Here is a 15,995-nt window from a genome sequence, read left to right as displayed (position 1 = left end):
ATGTAAGCAATATAATTGTCTCTGGTTTAGTAGTTTGTATGACACCTCTATTTTCATTATAAACTTTCAAATTATATTTGTGAGGCAAAGCTACTTTTCAATTATTTATTATATTATTTTAAAAAATGATTTTGTGGTATTGTAAGTTTTAATAGCAGTTTCATTCATTGTGTCTGTTTGGATTGGATAAACTCTAAATCCCATTTTTCCATTAAATTTTTCACTCTTTAAATAGCCGTTTTCAACTAAAAAGTCTTTTGAAAAAACAAAAAATCCCTCAAGTTTTTTGTCTTTAATATAAATAATAAATCCATCATAATCCATTTTTGAATTAAAGGGAACGTTGATTTTGTTTTCTTTTTCTCAAAATGCAACAAAATACCCTTCCTTTTTATTGGTTTTACGAGCTTTTCTATATCTATAATATTTTGTATTATATTCAACTATTTTTCCATCATACTTTAAGTTAAAATCATTATCTAAAATTTTATAATTCATTATTTAAATTCCTTTATTAAAATAATTGTATATACTGGAAACTGTTGTTAGTTATTTAAAAAAGAATAAATTATACTTATTATTTTGTATCAACAACATAAACCAACTTTTTAATTTAATCTAAATCTTGATCAAGGTTCTACAAAGTTCATCAAGAATAATTCTCCAGTTCTCACTTTTCCAATTTGATTGTATTGATTGTTTTCATCAACATAACCATCTTTTAAGATAATGTGTAGTTCACCTTTATAACTTGCTCCATTGTTATTTACAATAACAACATCTCCCCTTTTATAAGTAGACTTTTTGTCTCGAGGTTTTATATCAGAAGATGCTCATATTACACGTGACATTGTTGATCTAATAAAGAATTCAGTAATGTCACCGCGTCTAAAGTGCTCTTTATAATTTGCTATTTCTTTTTCTTCTTTTGTAATTGATTTTTCTCAGTCAAGAGTAAAAGTAATTTCTTCTCTATCTAGTTCTGAAACTTTTTTTAGTTCTTCTTCACTAGCAAATGCATTTCCAAATAAAACATTATTAATTGTATTTGAATAGAACAATACTTTTGCTTGGCTCTCAACTGGTAGGTCTCTACAAAATTCAAGTGTAGGCAATTCCTTGTTTACAGCAGCTGGTCCTTGGTTACCATTGTGTGAACCAATAAAGGCTAATGTTGATAAGTTTTTAGATGTATATCTTTTTGTTGCTTCAACAAAGAAATCTCAACTTATTGCAGTATTTTTTTGTGGATAGAAATTATGACCCCCTTGCAATCTTGTAAGTACTGGTTTGAAGTCCAATACATTATCAATTAATGAATCATTGTTTGACATATTCAATTGAATGTCTAATTCGTAATCATTGTGAGTTAAAGCAGCTAAATCACTTGCCATTGCAGGAGAATCAAAGCGTACACTGTCAACTCCCATATCTTTTAGTTTTCTAAAATCATTAATTGGTACACCCAACATTTCTAATGATGGGAAGTGTACATCAGCTAAAATATAAAATCCAAGTGACTTGGCATATTTAATTGCTTCAATAACTGTGTTTAACTCTTCTTTTGCATCTTTTTTTAAATGAATAAAACTTACAAATACAATTTCATAATTGTATTTTTTTGCAAGATCTAAATAATCTTTTGTATCTTGCAGTTTTGCTTTATCAGGATAAATGCTTATTCCTATTTTTTTCTTTTCCATAAATACCTCTTTATATTAATTTTATCATTAATGGCAAATAAAAAAATGAGCCAAAAGTTCATTACACCCATTAATCATTTTCAAATTTATTTTTTACAAATTTTGATACATTAATTGATCCTGTTATATTTTCACTATATTTAATGTATAAATCTTTTATGCTTTCTTCGTCATTATTTGTATAGTCACAGTATGTCAATTTCCCATTATCTAATATGGCCAATTTATCAACTAAATTCGCCAGTTCATCGATTAGATGACTTGTGATTACAATAGCTATACCAACCTTTGCTAAATCGGATAAAATTTCTAAAAATTGAATTCTTGTTTTAACATCTAGGTTTGCAGTAGGTTCATCTAAGAATAAAATGATAGGATTTGTAATTAATGCGTTTGCAAGTAATGCCCTTTTTTGCATACCTGCTGACAATTCTTTGAATGTTTTATTTTTATAGTCAATTAGGTTAACATTTTCAAGTGCCTCTATTACAGATTTCTTAATAGTTTTTTTGTTTGCTCCTGATAATTTTAATGTATATTTTATAAACTCAAAAATACTTATATTTTGAGGATAAATACTTTGGTCTGGAAAAAGAGAAAATGTTCCCAAATCGCTTTTGTCAATTATTTTGTTATCTATTATTATTTCACCCGTTTGTCTTGTATATTCACCAAATATAGATTTTATAAATGTCGATTTTCCTGAGCCATTATCTCCAATTAAACCCAAAATCTCACCACTCTTAACATCTATATTTATATTTTCAATACCTTTCCCGTTTTTGAATAACTTTGTAAAGTTTTTAAATTTAAATTCCATATTTCCTCCTACCTAAATATTCATTTTTTTAAGAAAAATATACGCTGAAAATGTGAATACCAAAGAAGAAATCAAAATTCATCATAAGTATATCAATCCAACATTTATCTTATTTTTTTGAAATTCTAAATTAACAATTTTATATTTTATTTCTTTTTCATTTTCAATTTTTTCAAAAATTGGTTTTGCACCAATTGTATTATTTGAAATTGGTAACGGAGATAATGTTGTGTTAAATCTATTTGTGTAATAATCAGCTTTATAGTTTGAAAGAATTGATGTCAATAATAAATGCGTAAATGGATTAGAAAAATATTGAATTTTTAATTGATTTTTTTGACTTTCATTATATAAATTATTGATTTCTAACATGTCATTGTAGCTATATTCATTTTCATGAAAAACTTCAGACATTAATATATTCAATACTGCTGCAAATAATTGTATACCAGCACTTCCTGTCCTATATTGGTTAATAGATTCACTGTCTATATTTCTAAATACTCCTGACATCAAGTTTGTTGCACCAAATTTTGAATATACGGACGGATAAAAATTATAAGTATATGAAATTGCTTCAGCTAAGTTTTCAACCTCATCTGGACTAATAATATCTTTGAAATTATTTTTATTATTTTTTAAAATATCAATGACATCTTTTAGTTGGCCCTTACCTGACCAATCACTTTTTCTTTGCCCTATTAAAAAATTACTATCAATTGAACCGTAATTTTCAACTCCGATTTTTTCTTGAAATGAGTTGAAAAACTTATATGTAAGTGAATTTTCATAGTTTTCAAAATGTAATTCATATTGATATTTTCCTTCATTATTAATTTTTTCAAATACATCTGGATAATTTAATATAAGCCCACCTTTGTAAATATCTCTTGTATATATATTTGATTTCAAAGATCCGTCATTCTCATTCACAATAAACATGACTTCATTACTTTTATATTCTTTTACTAATTTAGATATAAAATAATTTTCATTTTTTGTAAGTTTTTTATAAACTTCGGGTGGATTATTAGTTCATATTTCTGATGCTGAAGGTGGAGTCATTATAAATTGAACAGATCCTGTTATTGGAAATAACATAAATAATATTGAAATTGATGACACTAAAATGGAAGTTAGTTTTACACTTTTAACCAATAATGTTAAGGATATTAATGCAGTTATCATAAAGTCAAAAATAACTTGAGTAAATAACCCAATTGTTAAGTTTTCTAATATATAAGATGAATATTGCTCACTAAAAATTGAGTTTATCATTAAAAATAATACAAATGATATAACTATCCAAAAAAAGATAAATGTTTTATTAGAAAAAAGCCTCATAATGTATATCTGTAAATTAGAGACACCCATTCTTTTTTCTAATCCATGAATACCATTAGTTTCATCTTCAAGATACATTTTTATAAAACTATATAAATTAAAAATAAATATAAAACCAATTCCAACAATATTAGCTATAATGACAAACATTCCCATCCCAAGTCGAGAATAGTTTGAACTTGAAATAGAAAAGAAAATCATGAATGATACATTTAAAACAAAAAATAAAGTAAATATAGATATAAATACTTTACTCTTTAAAATTTTTGTCATGTTAAACGTATAAACATTTAAAAGCAAATTATATTTTTTTGTTGTCATATTAACTAAATACTATATCCATCATAGTCATTTTTGCTGAAGCTCTAGCTCACATTGCATTTCATGCTGTTGCATAAACTCAAACATCAACCCTTAGTTTTATTTCTAATCTAAAATCATCAAGTCATGAAACAGAAACATGCCCCAAAGCTCTTTCTTGATTAACGTTTTTATAGTTTAATTCAAAAACATTAATACTTGTATCACCATTCAATTTAATTGTTTCATAATCCATAACCTTATTTATATCAGTCTTATATGACTCAAAATTATTATTAGAAGGTTTTTGAACGTCTAATGTTTTACTACCGTGATGATCTGTTTTGTATTCTCCTGTAAGTTTATAGTCCATATATTTGTAAGTTTTTAAGAATTCTGATTTACCCAAAGAAATATCAATTATTGATGTTTTTTCAGAAAAATCCGATTGTGTTGAATTATATGCAGCAACACTTTTTGAATCAGTTTCAATTTTTGATATATTATTAAACAAGCCATCAAATGTTATTTTTACATTACCTGAATAACTAGATTCTTTTGTGGCTTCTGCTATTGCAAATTCATAATTAATATTAGTTATTTTAATATCATCTTTTCTTAAACCAGTTTCCAAATTATTTAAATAAATTTGATTAATTAATACTTCTTCTGTTAACAGTTCTATGTCACTAACATGTGTATTCACAAGAACTTCACTGATGTCAGGTTTTACAATTGAACTTTCGTTTTTCATTTTAATATCACTAATAAAAAGTACTCCATCAAATTCATTATTTGATCCTACATACATTAATGTTAAATCGCCAGTTGTTGATTCACCTTCATTTATTGGTAGTAGTGGTAAGTCAACTATTCAATCATCAAAGTTTGAATTAACAGATTTAATTATCATTTGTAAATCTTTATTACCTTTGTTATCCTTCATTAACTCCATTAAAATTGTTTTTGTAACGAACTGTTCATCATCAAATTTGTCTTTCACTTTATTTAGATTAATTTCTGTTTCAGTTTGCACTACTACATCTTCCAATATTATAGTTTTCGCATAATTTAATATATTATTTGATCTCAACCCTGTGATTCTATTAACATTAGGTTCTACATTTGTAATTAAATTATTATTTGCATAATTCATTGAATTGGTATTTAACGAATATACTGCAGCTGATCCATAAGTAGCTAAACTAGTTATGGCTAATAAACTCATAATTTTTTTCATTATAGTTCTCCTTGAAAATATAATATCATATTTGGAAATAATTACCATAAAAATTTAATTAGTGATAAAAAATTAAAAATGAACCAAGGTTCATTTAAGTATTAATTATTTTATTTATAAGTTTTTTGCTTTATCTCCAAAATCATTTGCAAACATTTTGTTTTTAGCCTTTCTCTTCTTTGCTTTAATTGCTCAAGCATCGTGTTTTTCAACTGCTATTGAATCACGTTTAGTACGTAGTGCTTCAGCTTTTTCAACATAATGTTTTTGTTTAGCTAATGCTTTTGTTTTTTCTTCTTCAACACGTTTTTCCAGTTCTTCTGGTTTCATACGTTTTGCTCAAAATACTGTATTTACTTCAACATTGTCAACAATCGTATCTCCCTTATTAATTAAAGCATCATACTTGTGTTGTGTGTCAACTGCAAATTTATGATTTGGATCAACATAGTAAAGCATTTCTGCTTTATACAATTCTGGATCAGTTACTCTGATTTTTTTGAAGTACAGTAAGTTGTCTAATAATATAAATGGTAAGTACAATAATATATCCACTGCAAATATTATAAATATTGGAATCAGAGCCTTAATATCAAGTGTAATCAATACAGATGATAAGAAGAAAGGAGCTGTTCACGGAGCTGTTAAATATGGTACTTTGACAGCTCCTATGTTCATGAATATATAAGCAATCACAACATTTACTACAGGAGCAAACATGAATGGAAATAAATATACTGGATTTAATATTAATGGGTAACCAAATATTACTGGTTCACTAATATTAAATACGCCAGGAGGAGTTGAATATTTTGCTAATTCTTTTAGTTCTTGGCGTTTTGAAAACATTAATGTCATTAATAATAATGGAAGTGTTGCTCCTGCTCCACCGATGAAAGCAAATCCATCGAAGAATGCTCTAGCAAATATTCCCATTTCGCCTGTTGCATAAGCTGCATCATAACTATTTAAACTTGTGACTAGCGCTGAGTTAATTCCAAATACCATTAAAAATATTGGATCAAATACTCCTGCAATAACGTTTGTCCCATGTATTCCAAAAAATCAGAAGAATGAAACAACCATTACGAATAATATAGCAACTCAGATACCTGAATCACCAGTTACTAATCCTAAGAATCAAGATGATATAAATTGAAATATCGCTGCTGCCATTCCAAATGATGAAGAACCTAGATTAACTGCTTGATAGTTAATTGAAAGAATGAATTGTTCATCTTTAAAAATAGCTGTCAATTTAGTGAATTGATCAAATCCCACTAATTGACCTTTTGCGTTACCTAATGCAAGCGACCCACCATTTGAACTTGTCATCAATACAGAACCAATCACTGATTGTTCAGATACTGATAAAGAATCAACATATCCAGTAAATTGATCAAAAGAAGTAAATTCTATTTCTAAGAAAGAACTAACTAATTCATTTCCAACTCATGCCTCTTTTTCTATTCCTAAAATTAACGAGTTTAATTCTTTAAGACCATCATCACCACTAAGAGAAATAGTTCAAGATGATCCACCTTGTACATATAAATTACCTGTTACTACTGCTGGAGCAAAAACAATAATATTAATCCCCGCTACACATAGTAATGTAATAGCTACAGGCAAGAACACTGCAAATGATTTACCAACTGCTGGTGGTACACCATCAGGTAGTTTAATGTTAAGCGCTCTTACTGAAGTAAGTTTTATAAATATTTCCGAACATAAGAGTCCAAAAATTATGGCTGCAATAAGACCTTTTGCATCCATAAAGAAAGCAATTTCTCCCATTGTTGACAATCCAAATCCAGCCATTGATGTTAATCCTGCAACAATTGGATTTGAATGATTTCTACTAATTGCTATAAAGTATCCCAATAAGAATGCTGTATATATTGACATCATTCCTACTGTGATTGTGTTGATATGACCAATTGCTAGTCCCATAATTGTTGATGTTTGTCCTCAACCAGTTGTCGCATCAGCAAGTAACGCAGTTACTCCCTCTTTGTCCAAATCTGGATTAAAAGCCCAAGCTATCATACCTAATAAAGAAACATATCCTGAACCAGCTCCACCAAAAATAATTGCATTAATTAGCACAGAAATTGATCCAGCAATAATTAATGGAATCATTGTACCGAATGCATCACGGATAGCACCCATGTGTCTTTGGTTTCCTAGTTTACCCATGAATGGAATAACTTTTTCATTCATTACTCTTTTAGACTTTTGTTTAAAAGATTCAGGATTTTCTTGTCTTAGGTTATTTGTGTTCATTTTATCTGACATAAATTTCCTCGTTAATTTTTCTAAAATTAACTTTTTTTAAACTGTAATTCCTAATAATTTGTGTGTAAATTCAATTGCCTTGTCACCTTTTCCAAGCGCGTAAATTTGTGAAGGTATAATTTCAACAGGAATTTTTGTTACACTTTTAAATTCGTTTGCAATGTATGAAACTTGTGGGCCAATTAAACAAATATCTCATTGATCTAATTGTGGTTTACCCATAGCTGAACTCATGGCCTGTATTTCATAATCCAATCCATTTTTACGACAATAGTCTTGCATTTTTTTAACAAGCATACTTGTAGACATTCCAGCTGAACATACTAATAAGATTCTTAATTTCTTCATAATATTTATTTTCCTTTTTTATTAAATATAAAAAAATATTTTACCTATTTATACATTATTACTTTACTAAAATATATATACTTTTACAATATATAATTACATTTATAAAGAGGTATTGTATGCACCCCATAATCTATTTCACTTTTATTCCAATAACTATATTTTTATTATTCATTTTAATAGCAATGATATTAGAAAACAAATGACGATATACAATTCCGCATAAAAGTTTAATCTTAATTATTTTAGGAGTTATATCTGGAATTTGTGGAATTGTTCTTTCAATTCTTTCATTTGTTCTTTAATATAAATTTTCAGCATATTTTAAGTATCTAACTATTTTTTTGTTTGTAGCTTCATGTTTTTCTTTTGGGATTATTCCAAGAGCCATTTGAGTTCTCATAATTTGAACTTCAAATGATACTTTTTGACGTTTGGCATAAACAGTTCTCAAGTGTCTTTCTAAATAACCTGCAACTGAAGTCATACCTGTTGCTAAATTAAAGAATTTAATATTAGTTACAGTATTTTTTTTGTTTGAGTAAAACTTGATAGATCTAATAAATTGTTGATTGTTTGCATATCAAATTATTGATATTTCTTTATTTAATTCTAACTTTGAAACTTTAGTGATTAACTTATTACTTTTACCACTTGTACGATAAAAGCCGCCTTCATATAAATCCTCTGCCTTCAAACTAGTATGAATACTATAAGCTGCATCTATTAAAAATTGACTAAATACTTCTTCAACAGGTTTTTTAAGTTTTTGATTAATTATTAATTTACTTGCTCGAGATCTTTCTTCAGTTACAGATCCATAAATTCTTTTATCAAATTGTTTGGATAGACTTTCAAATTCAGCATTAAATTCTTCAATTAGTTTTACATCGGTAATTGTTGACTTATATTCTTCTCTTGCCATTGTAAACCTCAAATGTTTTTATGATTTTAACATACAAATTTTTCAATAAAAAAATCACTATTTTTTAGTGATTTTATTTCCTATTTTTTTATAAACTTCAACAAACTCTTTTGCTAAAAGCATAATTGTTTGTGTACTTAATAGTTGATCTTCTGCATGCATAAACAATACTGGGATTTGGAATTTTTCACCACTTGCTTCGGCTGAAACAATATCCATATGTGTATGACTAGCTGTATTCATATGTCCATCAGCTTCTGATAATTTTTCTTCTGCTTCCTTAAACTTTCCCTCTTTAGCAAGGTATATGGCTGACATTGCAGCTCCTTTTGCATCTCCAGAAAATGCAATAATTTGAAATGAAACTTCTTCAAAATTAATTTTGCTCATATTTTTTTCCTTTAGTTTAAAATAAATAACTACAAATATTATACACTAATCGTCTACTCTAAGTACAGCGATGAAGGCCTCTTGGGGTACTTCGACAGATCCAATTTGTTTCATACGTTTCTTACCTTTTTTCTGTTTTTCTAAAAGTTTTTTCTTACGAGAAACGTCACCACCATATAAATAACCTGTAACATCTTTACGCATAGCTTTAATTGTCTCACGTGCAATAATTTTAGAACCTATTGCAGCTTGAATTGGAATTTCAAAGTTTTGTCTTGGCAAAATTTCTTTTAGTTTCTTCACTAAAATACTTCCACGACCTTGAGCAAAATCTCGATGAACAATTGTAGATAGTGCATCTACTAAATCTCCATTTAATAAGATATCCATTTTAACCAGTTTAGAAATTCGATTTCCAATAAAGTCATAATCAAATGATGCATAACCTTTTGAAATAGATTTTAGTCTATTGAAGAAATCAAAGACAATTTCATTCAGTGGCATCTCATAAATCAATGTTCTACGTGTATCGTCAATAACTTCCATATCAATATAGATTCCACGTTTTTCTTGACATAACTGCATTAAATCACCAACACTTGCTTCGGGTGTCATTATTGTAGCTTTTACAAATGGTTCTTCAATTGTTTTAATTGTTGAAGGATCAGGTAATTGAGCAGGATTATCTAGTTCTAACACTACTCCATTTGTTTTAGTAATCTTATAGATAACTGAAGGAGCTGTTGCAATCAAATCTAGATTATATTCACGTTCTAATCTTTCTTGGATAACATCCATATGCAACATTCCCAAGAAACCACATCTAAATCCTGAACCTAATGATTGAGAAGTTTCAGGCTCATAAACAATAGCTGCATCAGATAAAGAAATTTTTTCTAATGCTTCTTTTAAATCTTTATATCTAGCTGTGTCAATTGGGTATACTCCACAATAAACCATTGGGTTTAATTTTTTATAACCTTGTAGCGGTTCTAAAGTCGGATTTTCGACCAGAGTTACAGTATCTCCAACATGAACATCCCTTACTGTTTTTATTGAAGCAGCAATTCATCCAACTTCACCAGCTTCTAGGAAATCTTTTTTAACTTCGTAAGGAGTTTTAACTCCTAATTCAACAACTTCATATTCTGCTTTAGATTGAACAAATCTAACTTTGTCTCCAACTTTTACACGTCCAGCAAACAGTCTAACTGAAACCATTACTCCACGATATTTATCATAGTATGAATCAAACACAAGTGCTTTTAATGGTTCTTCATCTTTTGCATCTCTTGGCGCAGGAATTTTTTTAACAATAGCTTCTAATACATCTTCAACATTTAAACCAGTTTTAGCTGAAATCATTGGTGCATCAGAACAATCAATTCCTATAACATCTTCTATTTCTTTTTTAACACGTTCTGGGTCAGCAGCAGGTAAATCAACTTTGTTAATAATTGGTATAATTTCTAAATTATTTTCAATGGCTAAATAAACATTAGCAAGAGTTTGAGCTTCAATTCCTTGCGAAGCATCAACTACTAGTAATGCTCCTTCACAAGCTGCCAAGGATCTTGATACTTCATATGTAAAGTCAACATGACCTGGAGTATCAATTAAATGGAAAACATATTCTTGTCCATCAGATTTTGATGTATATCTTAACTGAATTGAATTTAACTTAATTGTAATCCCACGTTCTCTTTCAATATCCATTGTATCTAATAATTGTTGTTGCATTTCACGTTTATCAACTGCTCCAGTTAATTCTAAAATTCGATCTGCAAGTGTAGACTTACCGTGATCGATGTGTGCAATAATTGAAAAATTTCTAATACGTGATTTTTCCATATGTTTATTCTACTTGAGACTTTGTTAATAAGTGGTAAATATATTAGTGTACTTAATTATTTTTTGCCTTTTTAAATTTAAAAAATAGAAACTCAAACAACAGTTTGAGTCTTATTTCTTTTGTGCACTTTCAGCATATAATTCAGCGACTAATTTTTGATCAAAGAAACCTTCTTTATTTTTAATCATTTCTTTAAGTTCATCAATTGTTTCTCAAACAATTTTGACTATTTCTGGACCGTATTCTCATTTGATTCGATGATCGTTAAATTCTTTTAAATCTAAGATTCTATATGACATGTCTTCATATACTCGTATATCTAAATCGTAATCAATATATTTTATTGTCCCTTCCTCATTTATATAAGGAGAAGCAATATTACAGTAATAGTTAACTCCGTTATCTTTAAACATACAAATGATGTTATATCATTTGTCCTTAAATAATATTCACAACGCTGGGTCTTTAGTTACTCACTTTTTACCATTCTTTTCTGTAATTAATATATTATTATTACTTAAAATTATGTATTCATCAGTTTCTTGAAATACCTTTGGTTTTGCTCAACTTCTATACAGCAAACCGTTATGTTTATATGCGTGCACAAGGATTTTTGTGTTTAACTTCATGTAAACTCCTTTGCTATCCTATAAATTATAACTTAATTAACACCTAACTTAAACAAAAAAAAGGCATTACGCCTTTTATGTATTAGATTTTGGTTTTTCAATTGCTTGATTTATAAAAGCCATAGCATCTTCCATAACCTTATCTTTTGTTATATCAAATAGAATTTCGTGACGAACACCTGGATAAAGTTTCATATCAACATTTAATCCTTGATTATTAAATTTCTTGTAAGTCTTAGTTACAGTTTTACCATATGAACCAACTGGATCTTCTTTACCTGCAACTAACATAATTGGCAGATTCTTATCCATATTTTCAATTTTAGACATTGTTTGATTATAGATTAGTCCAGAAAATAAATCCTTGAATCCAGAAGAAGTGAAAGTAAATCCGCATAAAGGATCGGCTACAAACTTAGCAACATTATCTTGATCAACACTTAATCAATCAGCACCTGTTGTTGATTTTTTATATTTTTTATTCAATGGCTTATATGACAAGTTATAAATAAAATCATCGATATGAGTTGCACCAAATTTCTTTTGATGTTTTTTTGCCATACGGCGTGCCATTTTAATTTGAATATTTGAATATCAAGCAGTTCCTGAAAGGATCACTGCCTTGATTGTTTTAGAATGAAGTATTATATAAGTTCTAGCGATAAAACTTCCCATTGAGTGACCTAACATTGCAATTGGTAGATTTGCATAAGTTTCACTAATATATTTATTAACAACAAATGTATCTTCTACTAACTTTGCTCAACCACGATCTTCCCCAAAAAAACCTAATGGTTGATTTTGTAATGCAGCAGTCTTACCGTGACCTCGGTGATCATTTCCAATAACAATTCACCCATGATCATTTAAGTAGTTAGCAAATTCATCATATCTTGCTAAGTGTTCACAACTACCATGGACAATTTGCAAAACACCCTTTAGATTTTCTACTTTGTCTCATAAATAGATGTGCAATAAATTACCATCACTGGATTTTATTTGTAATTCTTTCATTTTTTATCTCCTAATAAGCACGAGCAAAATAAACTTTATTTTTACTTGATTTGCCACAGTTAAAACATTTTGATTCAACTTGTTCTACATCATCAGGAATACATCTTGAATTTGTTGAAGATTTCTTTTTAATATCTTCTTCACATGAAACCTCTCCACAGAAAGGTACAAGAACAAAACCTGATTTTGTATTAATTATATTTTGATATTCATCAAATGTATCTGCTGTGTATATTCTTTTTTCTAAGTGTTCTTTTGCTACATTAAATATATTTTTATCATATTCATTAATTTGTTCAGTAACGTATTTTTCAACATCGGCTAATTTAACTGACACTTTATTTCTTATATCTCTTCTTGAAATAGTTACTGAACCATTTTCTAAGTCTCGTGGTCCGACTTCAATTCTAATCGGGATTCCTTTAATTTCAGCTTCTGAAATTTTAAATCCAAATGATTTATCACTCTCATCAATATTTACTCTTAATGTTTTTGATAGTTTAGAAACTATATCACTTGTAGCTTTTAAAACTTCGTCTGTATCTTTAATTTTAATTATTCCTACTTGAATTGGTGCTATAGCACTTGGTAGTACCAAACCAAAATCATCTGAGTGAGACATAATAATTGCCCCAATAATTCTTGTAGATACTCCTCAACTTGTTGAATAAGCATGTTCTTCTTTTTGTGACTTATTTTGGAATTTAATATCAAAACCTTTTGTAAAATTTTGACCTAAATAATGAGATGTTCCAGATTGTAGTGCTTGTCCATCATACATCATCGCTTCGATAGTATAAGTTGCTTCTGCTCCTGCAAATCTTTCATTCTCTGTTTTTTCACCAGTAATAACTGGTATCATTAATTTTTCACGAGAAATTTTAGAATAAACATCTAAAATATCCTTTGTCATTTTTTTAGCTTCTGCTTCATATGCATGAACAGTATGACCTTCTTGTCATAAAAATTCACTACCTCGTAAAAATGGTCTTGTCGTTTTTTCTGCTCTCATAACATTTACTCATTGGTTATATTTCAATGGTAGATCACGATGAGATCTTATTTCTTTAGCTCAATGATCTGCAATCATAACCTCACTTGTTGGTCTGATAAATAATTTTTCAGCTAACTGAGTATTACCAGTTTGAGTAACTGTTCAAAGTTCTGGAGCAAATCCTTCAACATGTTTTTTTTCTTTAATCATTAAAGATTCTGGAATAAGTAATGGAAAATAAACATTGTCCACTCCCAATTTTTTAAATTCAAGATCAAACAGTCCTTTGATATTTTCTCAAACAGCAAAACCGTAAGGCTTGTAAATTGTTGTTCCTTTCACTGGTCCATAATCAATTAAGTTTGAATTTTTAATTACGTCTGTATATCATTGTGAAAAATCAACATCACGAGATGTAATTTTATCCATTTTGTTTGATGCCATGAATTCCTCTTCTTTTGTCTATTTATATATTATAGTTTATTAATAAAACATTTACCCCAATTTTATTAGATATAATTACATTATGAAAGAAAACAAAGTAACCAAAAAATCATTTTTTAGAAATTCAGGTGAAAAAAAAGTATTAAGAATAACAAGTGAAAATGATGTTAAAAGCTATTTATTTTACACTGACATTTCTAATATTCTTTTTATTTTAGAAAACGGAATTAACCCCGTAAATAATATTAGAGATTTAATTACTACTGAATACACTGTCTGGTCTTATTTAGAACATGATGAATCAATTGGTCTTGAGTTTGATAATTCAAATAGAAAAAACTTTTGAGGTTGAATTGAAGAATCTGAAGCTGATATAAAAAGCATTGCAGTCATTGGAATTGATCCTTCAACTTTAAGTGATATAACAGTATATGATTGATCTTATGATGATAAGTCAAAAACTGTTGCTATAAATGAGCCAATCGGTGTTGAAGCAATTCAATGAATAATGGTTAAAGAAAAAGCGGAATTCAATGCAATTAAAGCAAGAGTATCAATATTGAACTTGAAAATACGTATTTTCCTTGGAGATAACGGATCAATTATAGAATCATAATAACTACTACATATACAATATATATAATTGGAGGAAAGTATGAACCCACTCTTTACAGCATTAACTGCCTCAGATTGAATAACATTATTTTCAGCACTTGCTACTTTAATGATTTCAATAGTTTCAGGTATCTTTGTTATTAAATTTAATAAATGAAATAGAAAAAGAGAAATTGAATCTAATTTGGCTAAACAAGAAGATAAACTTGAAGATATGAATAGGCAATTTCAAAATGATATCTTTTCTATAAATTCAGATATATCAAAAGAATCAATTCATATCCTTGATGAGTCTTTTAAAGCAGCTATTGCTAAAAATAAAGCAATTGCAAATTTTTCAAAAAAAGCAAAAGAAAATACTGAAGAATTACAACAGAGTGTTTATAGATCTAGATTGGAGATATCTTCTCAAATAGAAAAACATGTTTATAAATTTAAAAACATCCTCAGACAAAAAGAGATGTTAATTACTCAATATTACAAAAGTAAATTAATTAGTGACGAATATAAAGAATCTAACATCAATGTAAATAACGAAATAATCTATAGATGTAATGTATGCAACAAAGTTTTTGATATTCAAGCAGAGTGAAATCGTTATATTAAATTATCAAGTTCATTTACACATGAATTAAAAGATATAAATAATATTAATAAAGACTTTACAAAACAGCTTGAGGAGTTTGTTCTTGAGTCAAATGTTCTAGAACAATTAATTGGTTATGGTGTTGTTTTGTCAAAAAATTATAAGTATTATTTAAAAGATGAATTTATAATGTTTCACGATGATTGCGATTAAAATAATCAAACTTCAATAAAATAAACCTTAAATAGTAAGTACTTAAAAATTGGTGCAATTAAATATACAATATTTACTTATTATTTACTTAATACGTTATTTGGTTTTGTCCTTTTATTTTCTAACGCATATTTTAAGAAATGCTTATATATTGTTTTTGTTTTAAAAACTGATTGTCTTATTTACAGAAAAAGTCATTGCATATAATTTATTATTGATTATATAAATCTCATTTTATTTTCTTTTTGTTCCTTTTGTTCATAATATGCAAGAAAAATAA

The 15,995-nt window shown here is 27.9% G+C and carries 15 protein-coding genes; 2 read left to right on the top strand and 13 right to left on the bottom strand.

The window, feature by feature from the left end:
* Nucleotides 1–108: 108 nt before the first annotated feature.
* The 13 genes from STIUS_RS00970 to proS form a co-directional block, all read right to left on the bottom strand.
* On the bottom strand, nt 109–498 hold the full coding sequence (locus STIUS_RS00970; RefSeq protein WP_162649408.1) for a MepB family protein: 390 nt from the start codon (nt 496–498) through the stop codon (nt 109–111).
* A gap of 110 nt (nt 499–608) precedes the next feature.
* On the bottom strand, nt 609–1,703 hold the full coding sequence (locus STIUS_RS00965) for a DUF871 domain-containing protein (RefSeq protein ID WP_162649407.1): 1,095 nt from the start codon (nt 1,701–1,703) through the stop codon (nt 609–611).
* Between the two features lie 70 nt (nt 1,704–1,773).
* On the bottom strand, nt 1,774–2,523 hold the full coding sequence (locus tag STIUS_RS00960; protein WP_162649405.1) for an ATP-binding cassette domain-containing protein: 750 nt from the start codon (nt 2,521–2,523) through the stop codon (nt 1,774–1,776).
* Nucleotides 2,524–2,535: 12 nt separating this feature from the next.
* Nucleotides 2,536–4,017, bottom strand: coding sequence for a hypothetical protein (locus STIUS_RS00955; RefSeq protein WP_162649404.1), 1,482 nt, complete (start codon nt 4,015–4,017; stop codon nt 2,536–2,538).
* 172 nt (nt 4,018–4,189) lie between these two features.
* Nucleotides 4,190–5,407 carry a hypothetical protein gene (locus tag STIUS_RS00950; RefSeq protein WP_162649402.1) on the bottom strand — a complete coding sequence of 406 codons (1,218 nt, stop codon included), beginning with the start codon at nt 5,405–5,407 and terminating at the stop codon, nt 4,190–4,192.
* 114 nt (nt 5,408–5,521) lie between these two features.
* The gene (locus tag STIUS_RS00945; RefSeq protein ID WP_162649400.1) at nt 5,522–7,705 is read right to left on the bottom strand and encodes a PTS sugar transporter subunit IIC; all 2,184 of its coding nucleotides are present in this window, start codon (nt 7,703–7,705) and stop codon (nt 5,522–5,524) included.
* A gap of 36 nt (nt 7,706–7,741) precedes the next feature.
* Nucleotides 7,742–8,053, bottom strand: a complete 312-nt coding sequence (locus STIUS_RS00940; protein WP_162649399.1) for a PTS sugar transporter subunit IIB — start codon at nt 8,051–8,053, stop codon at nt 7,742–7,744.
* A 301-nt stretch (nt 8,054–8,354) separates the two neighbouring features.
* Nucleotides 8,355–8,978 (bottom strand): hypothetical protein, encoded by a 624-nt coding sequence (locus STIUS_RS00935; protein WP_162649398.1) that lies wholly within the window; start codon nt 8,976–8,978, stop codon nt 8,355–8,357.
* A 57-nt stretch (nt 8,979–9,035) separates the two neighbouring features.
* A complete protein-coding gene (locus STIUS_RS00930) occupies nt 9,036–9,368 on the bottom strand; it encodes a PTS lactose/cellobiose transporter subunit IIA (protein ID WP_162649397.1) in 333 nt (110 codons plus the stop codon).
* A 45-nt stretch (nt 9,369–9,413) separates the two neighbouring features.
* Entirely contained in the window at nt 9,414–11,219 is a 1,806-nt protein-coding gene (gene lepA, locus STIUS_RS00925; protein WP_162649396.1) for a translation elongation factor 4, read from the bottom strand.
* Between the two features lie 111 nt (nt 11,220–11,330).
* Entirely contained in the window at nt 11,331–11,849 is a 519-nt protein-coding gene (locus tag STIUS_RS00920) for a DUF402 domain-containing protein (protein WP_162649394.1), read from the bottom strand.
* Nucleotides 11,850–11,924: 75 nt separating this feature from the next.
* Nucleotides 11,925–12,863 carry an alpha/beta fold hydrolase gene (locus tag STIUS_RS00915; RefSeq protein WP_162649392.1) on the bottom strand — a complete coding sequence of 313 codons (939 nt, stop codon included), beginning with the start codon at nt 12,861–12,863 and terminating at the stop codon, nt 11,925–11,927.
* 10 nt (nt 12,864–12,873) lie between these two features.
* Entirely contained in the window at nt 12,874–14,301 is a 1,428-nt protein-coding gene (gene proS, locus STIUS_RS00910) for a proline--tRNA ligase (protein ID WP_162649391.1), read from the bottom strand.
* A gap of 82 nt (nt 14,302–14,383) precedes the next feature.
* Between proS and STIUS_RS00905 the strand changes: the two genes are divergently transcribed.
* Together STIUS_RS00905 and STIUS_RS00900 are read left to right on the top strand one after the other, a co-directional pair.
* On the top strand, nt 14,384–14,917 hold the full coding sequence (locus STIUS_RS00905; protein WP_162649390.1) for an acetyltransferase: 534 nt from the start codon (nt 14,384–14,386) through the stop codon (nt 14,915–14,917).
* A gap of 39 nt (nt 14,918–14,956) precedes the next feature.
* A complete protein-coding gene (locus STIUS_RS00900) occupies nt 14,957–15,715 on the top strand; it encodes a hypothetical protein (protein WP_162649388.1) in 759 nt (252 codons plus the stop codon).
* Nucleotides 15,716–15,995 lie beyond the last annotated feature (280 nt).

It is taken from the genome of Spiroplasma sp. TIUS-1 (assembly GCF_010365785.1).
Lineage (GTDB): Bacteria > Bacillota_I > Bacilli_A > Mycoplasmatales > Mycoplasmataceae > TIUS-1.
The sequence above is the reverse complement of the archived record's forward strand: the minus strand, read 5'-3'. Positions and strand labels throughout refer to the sequence as shown.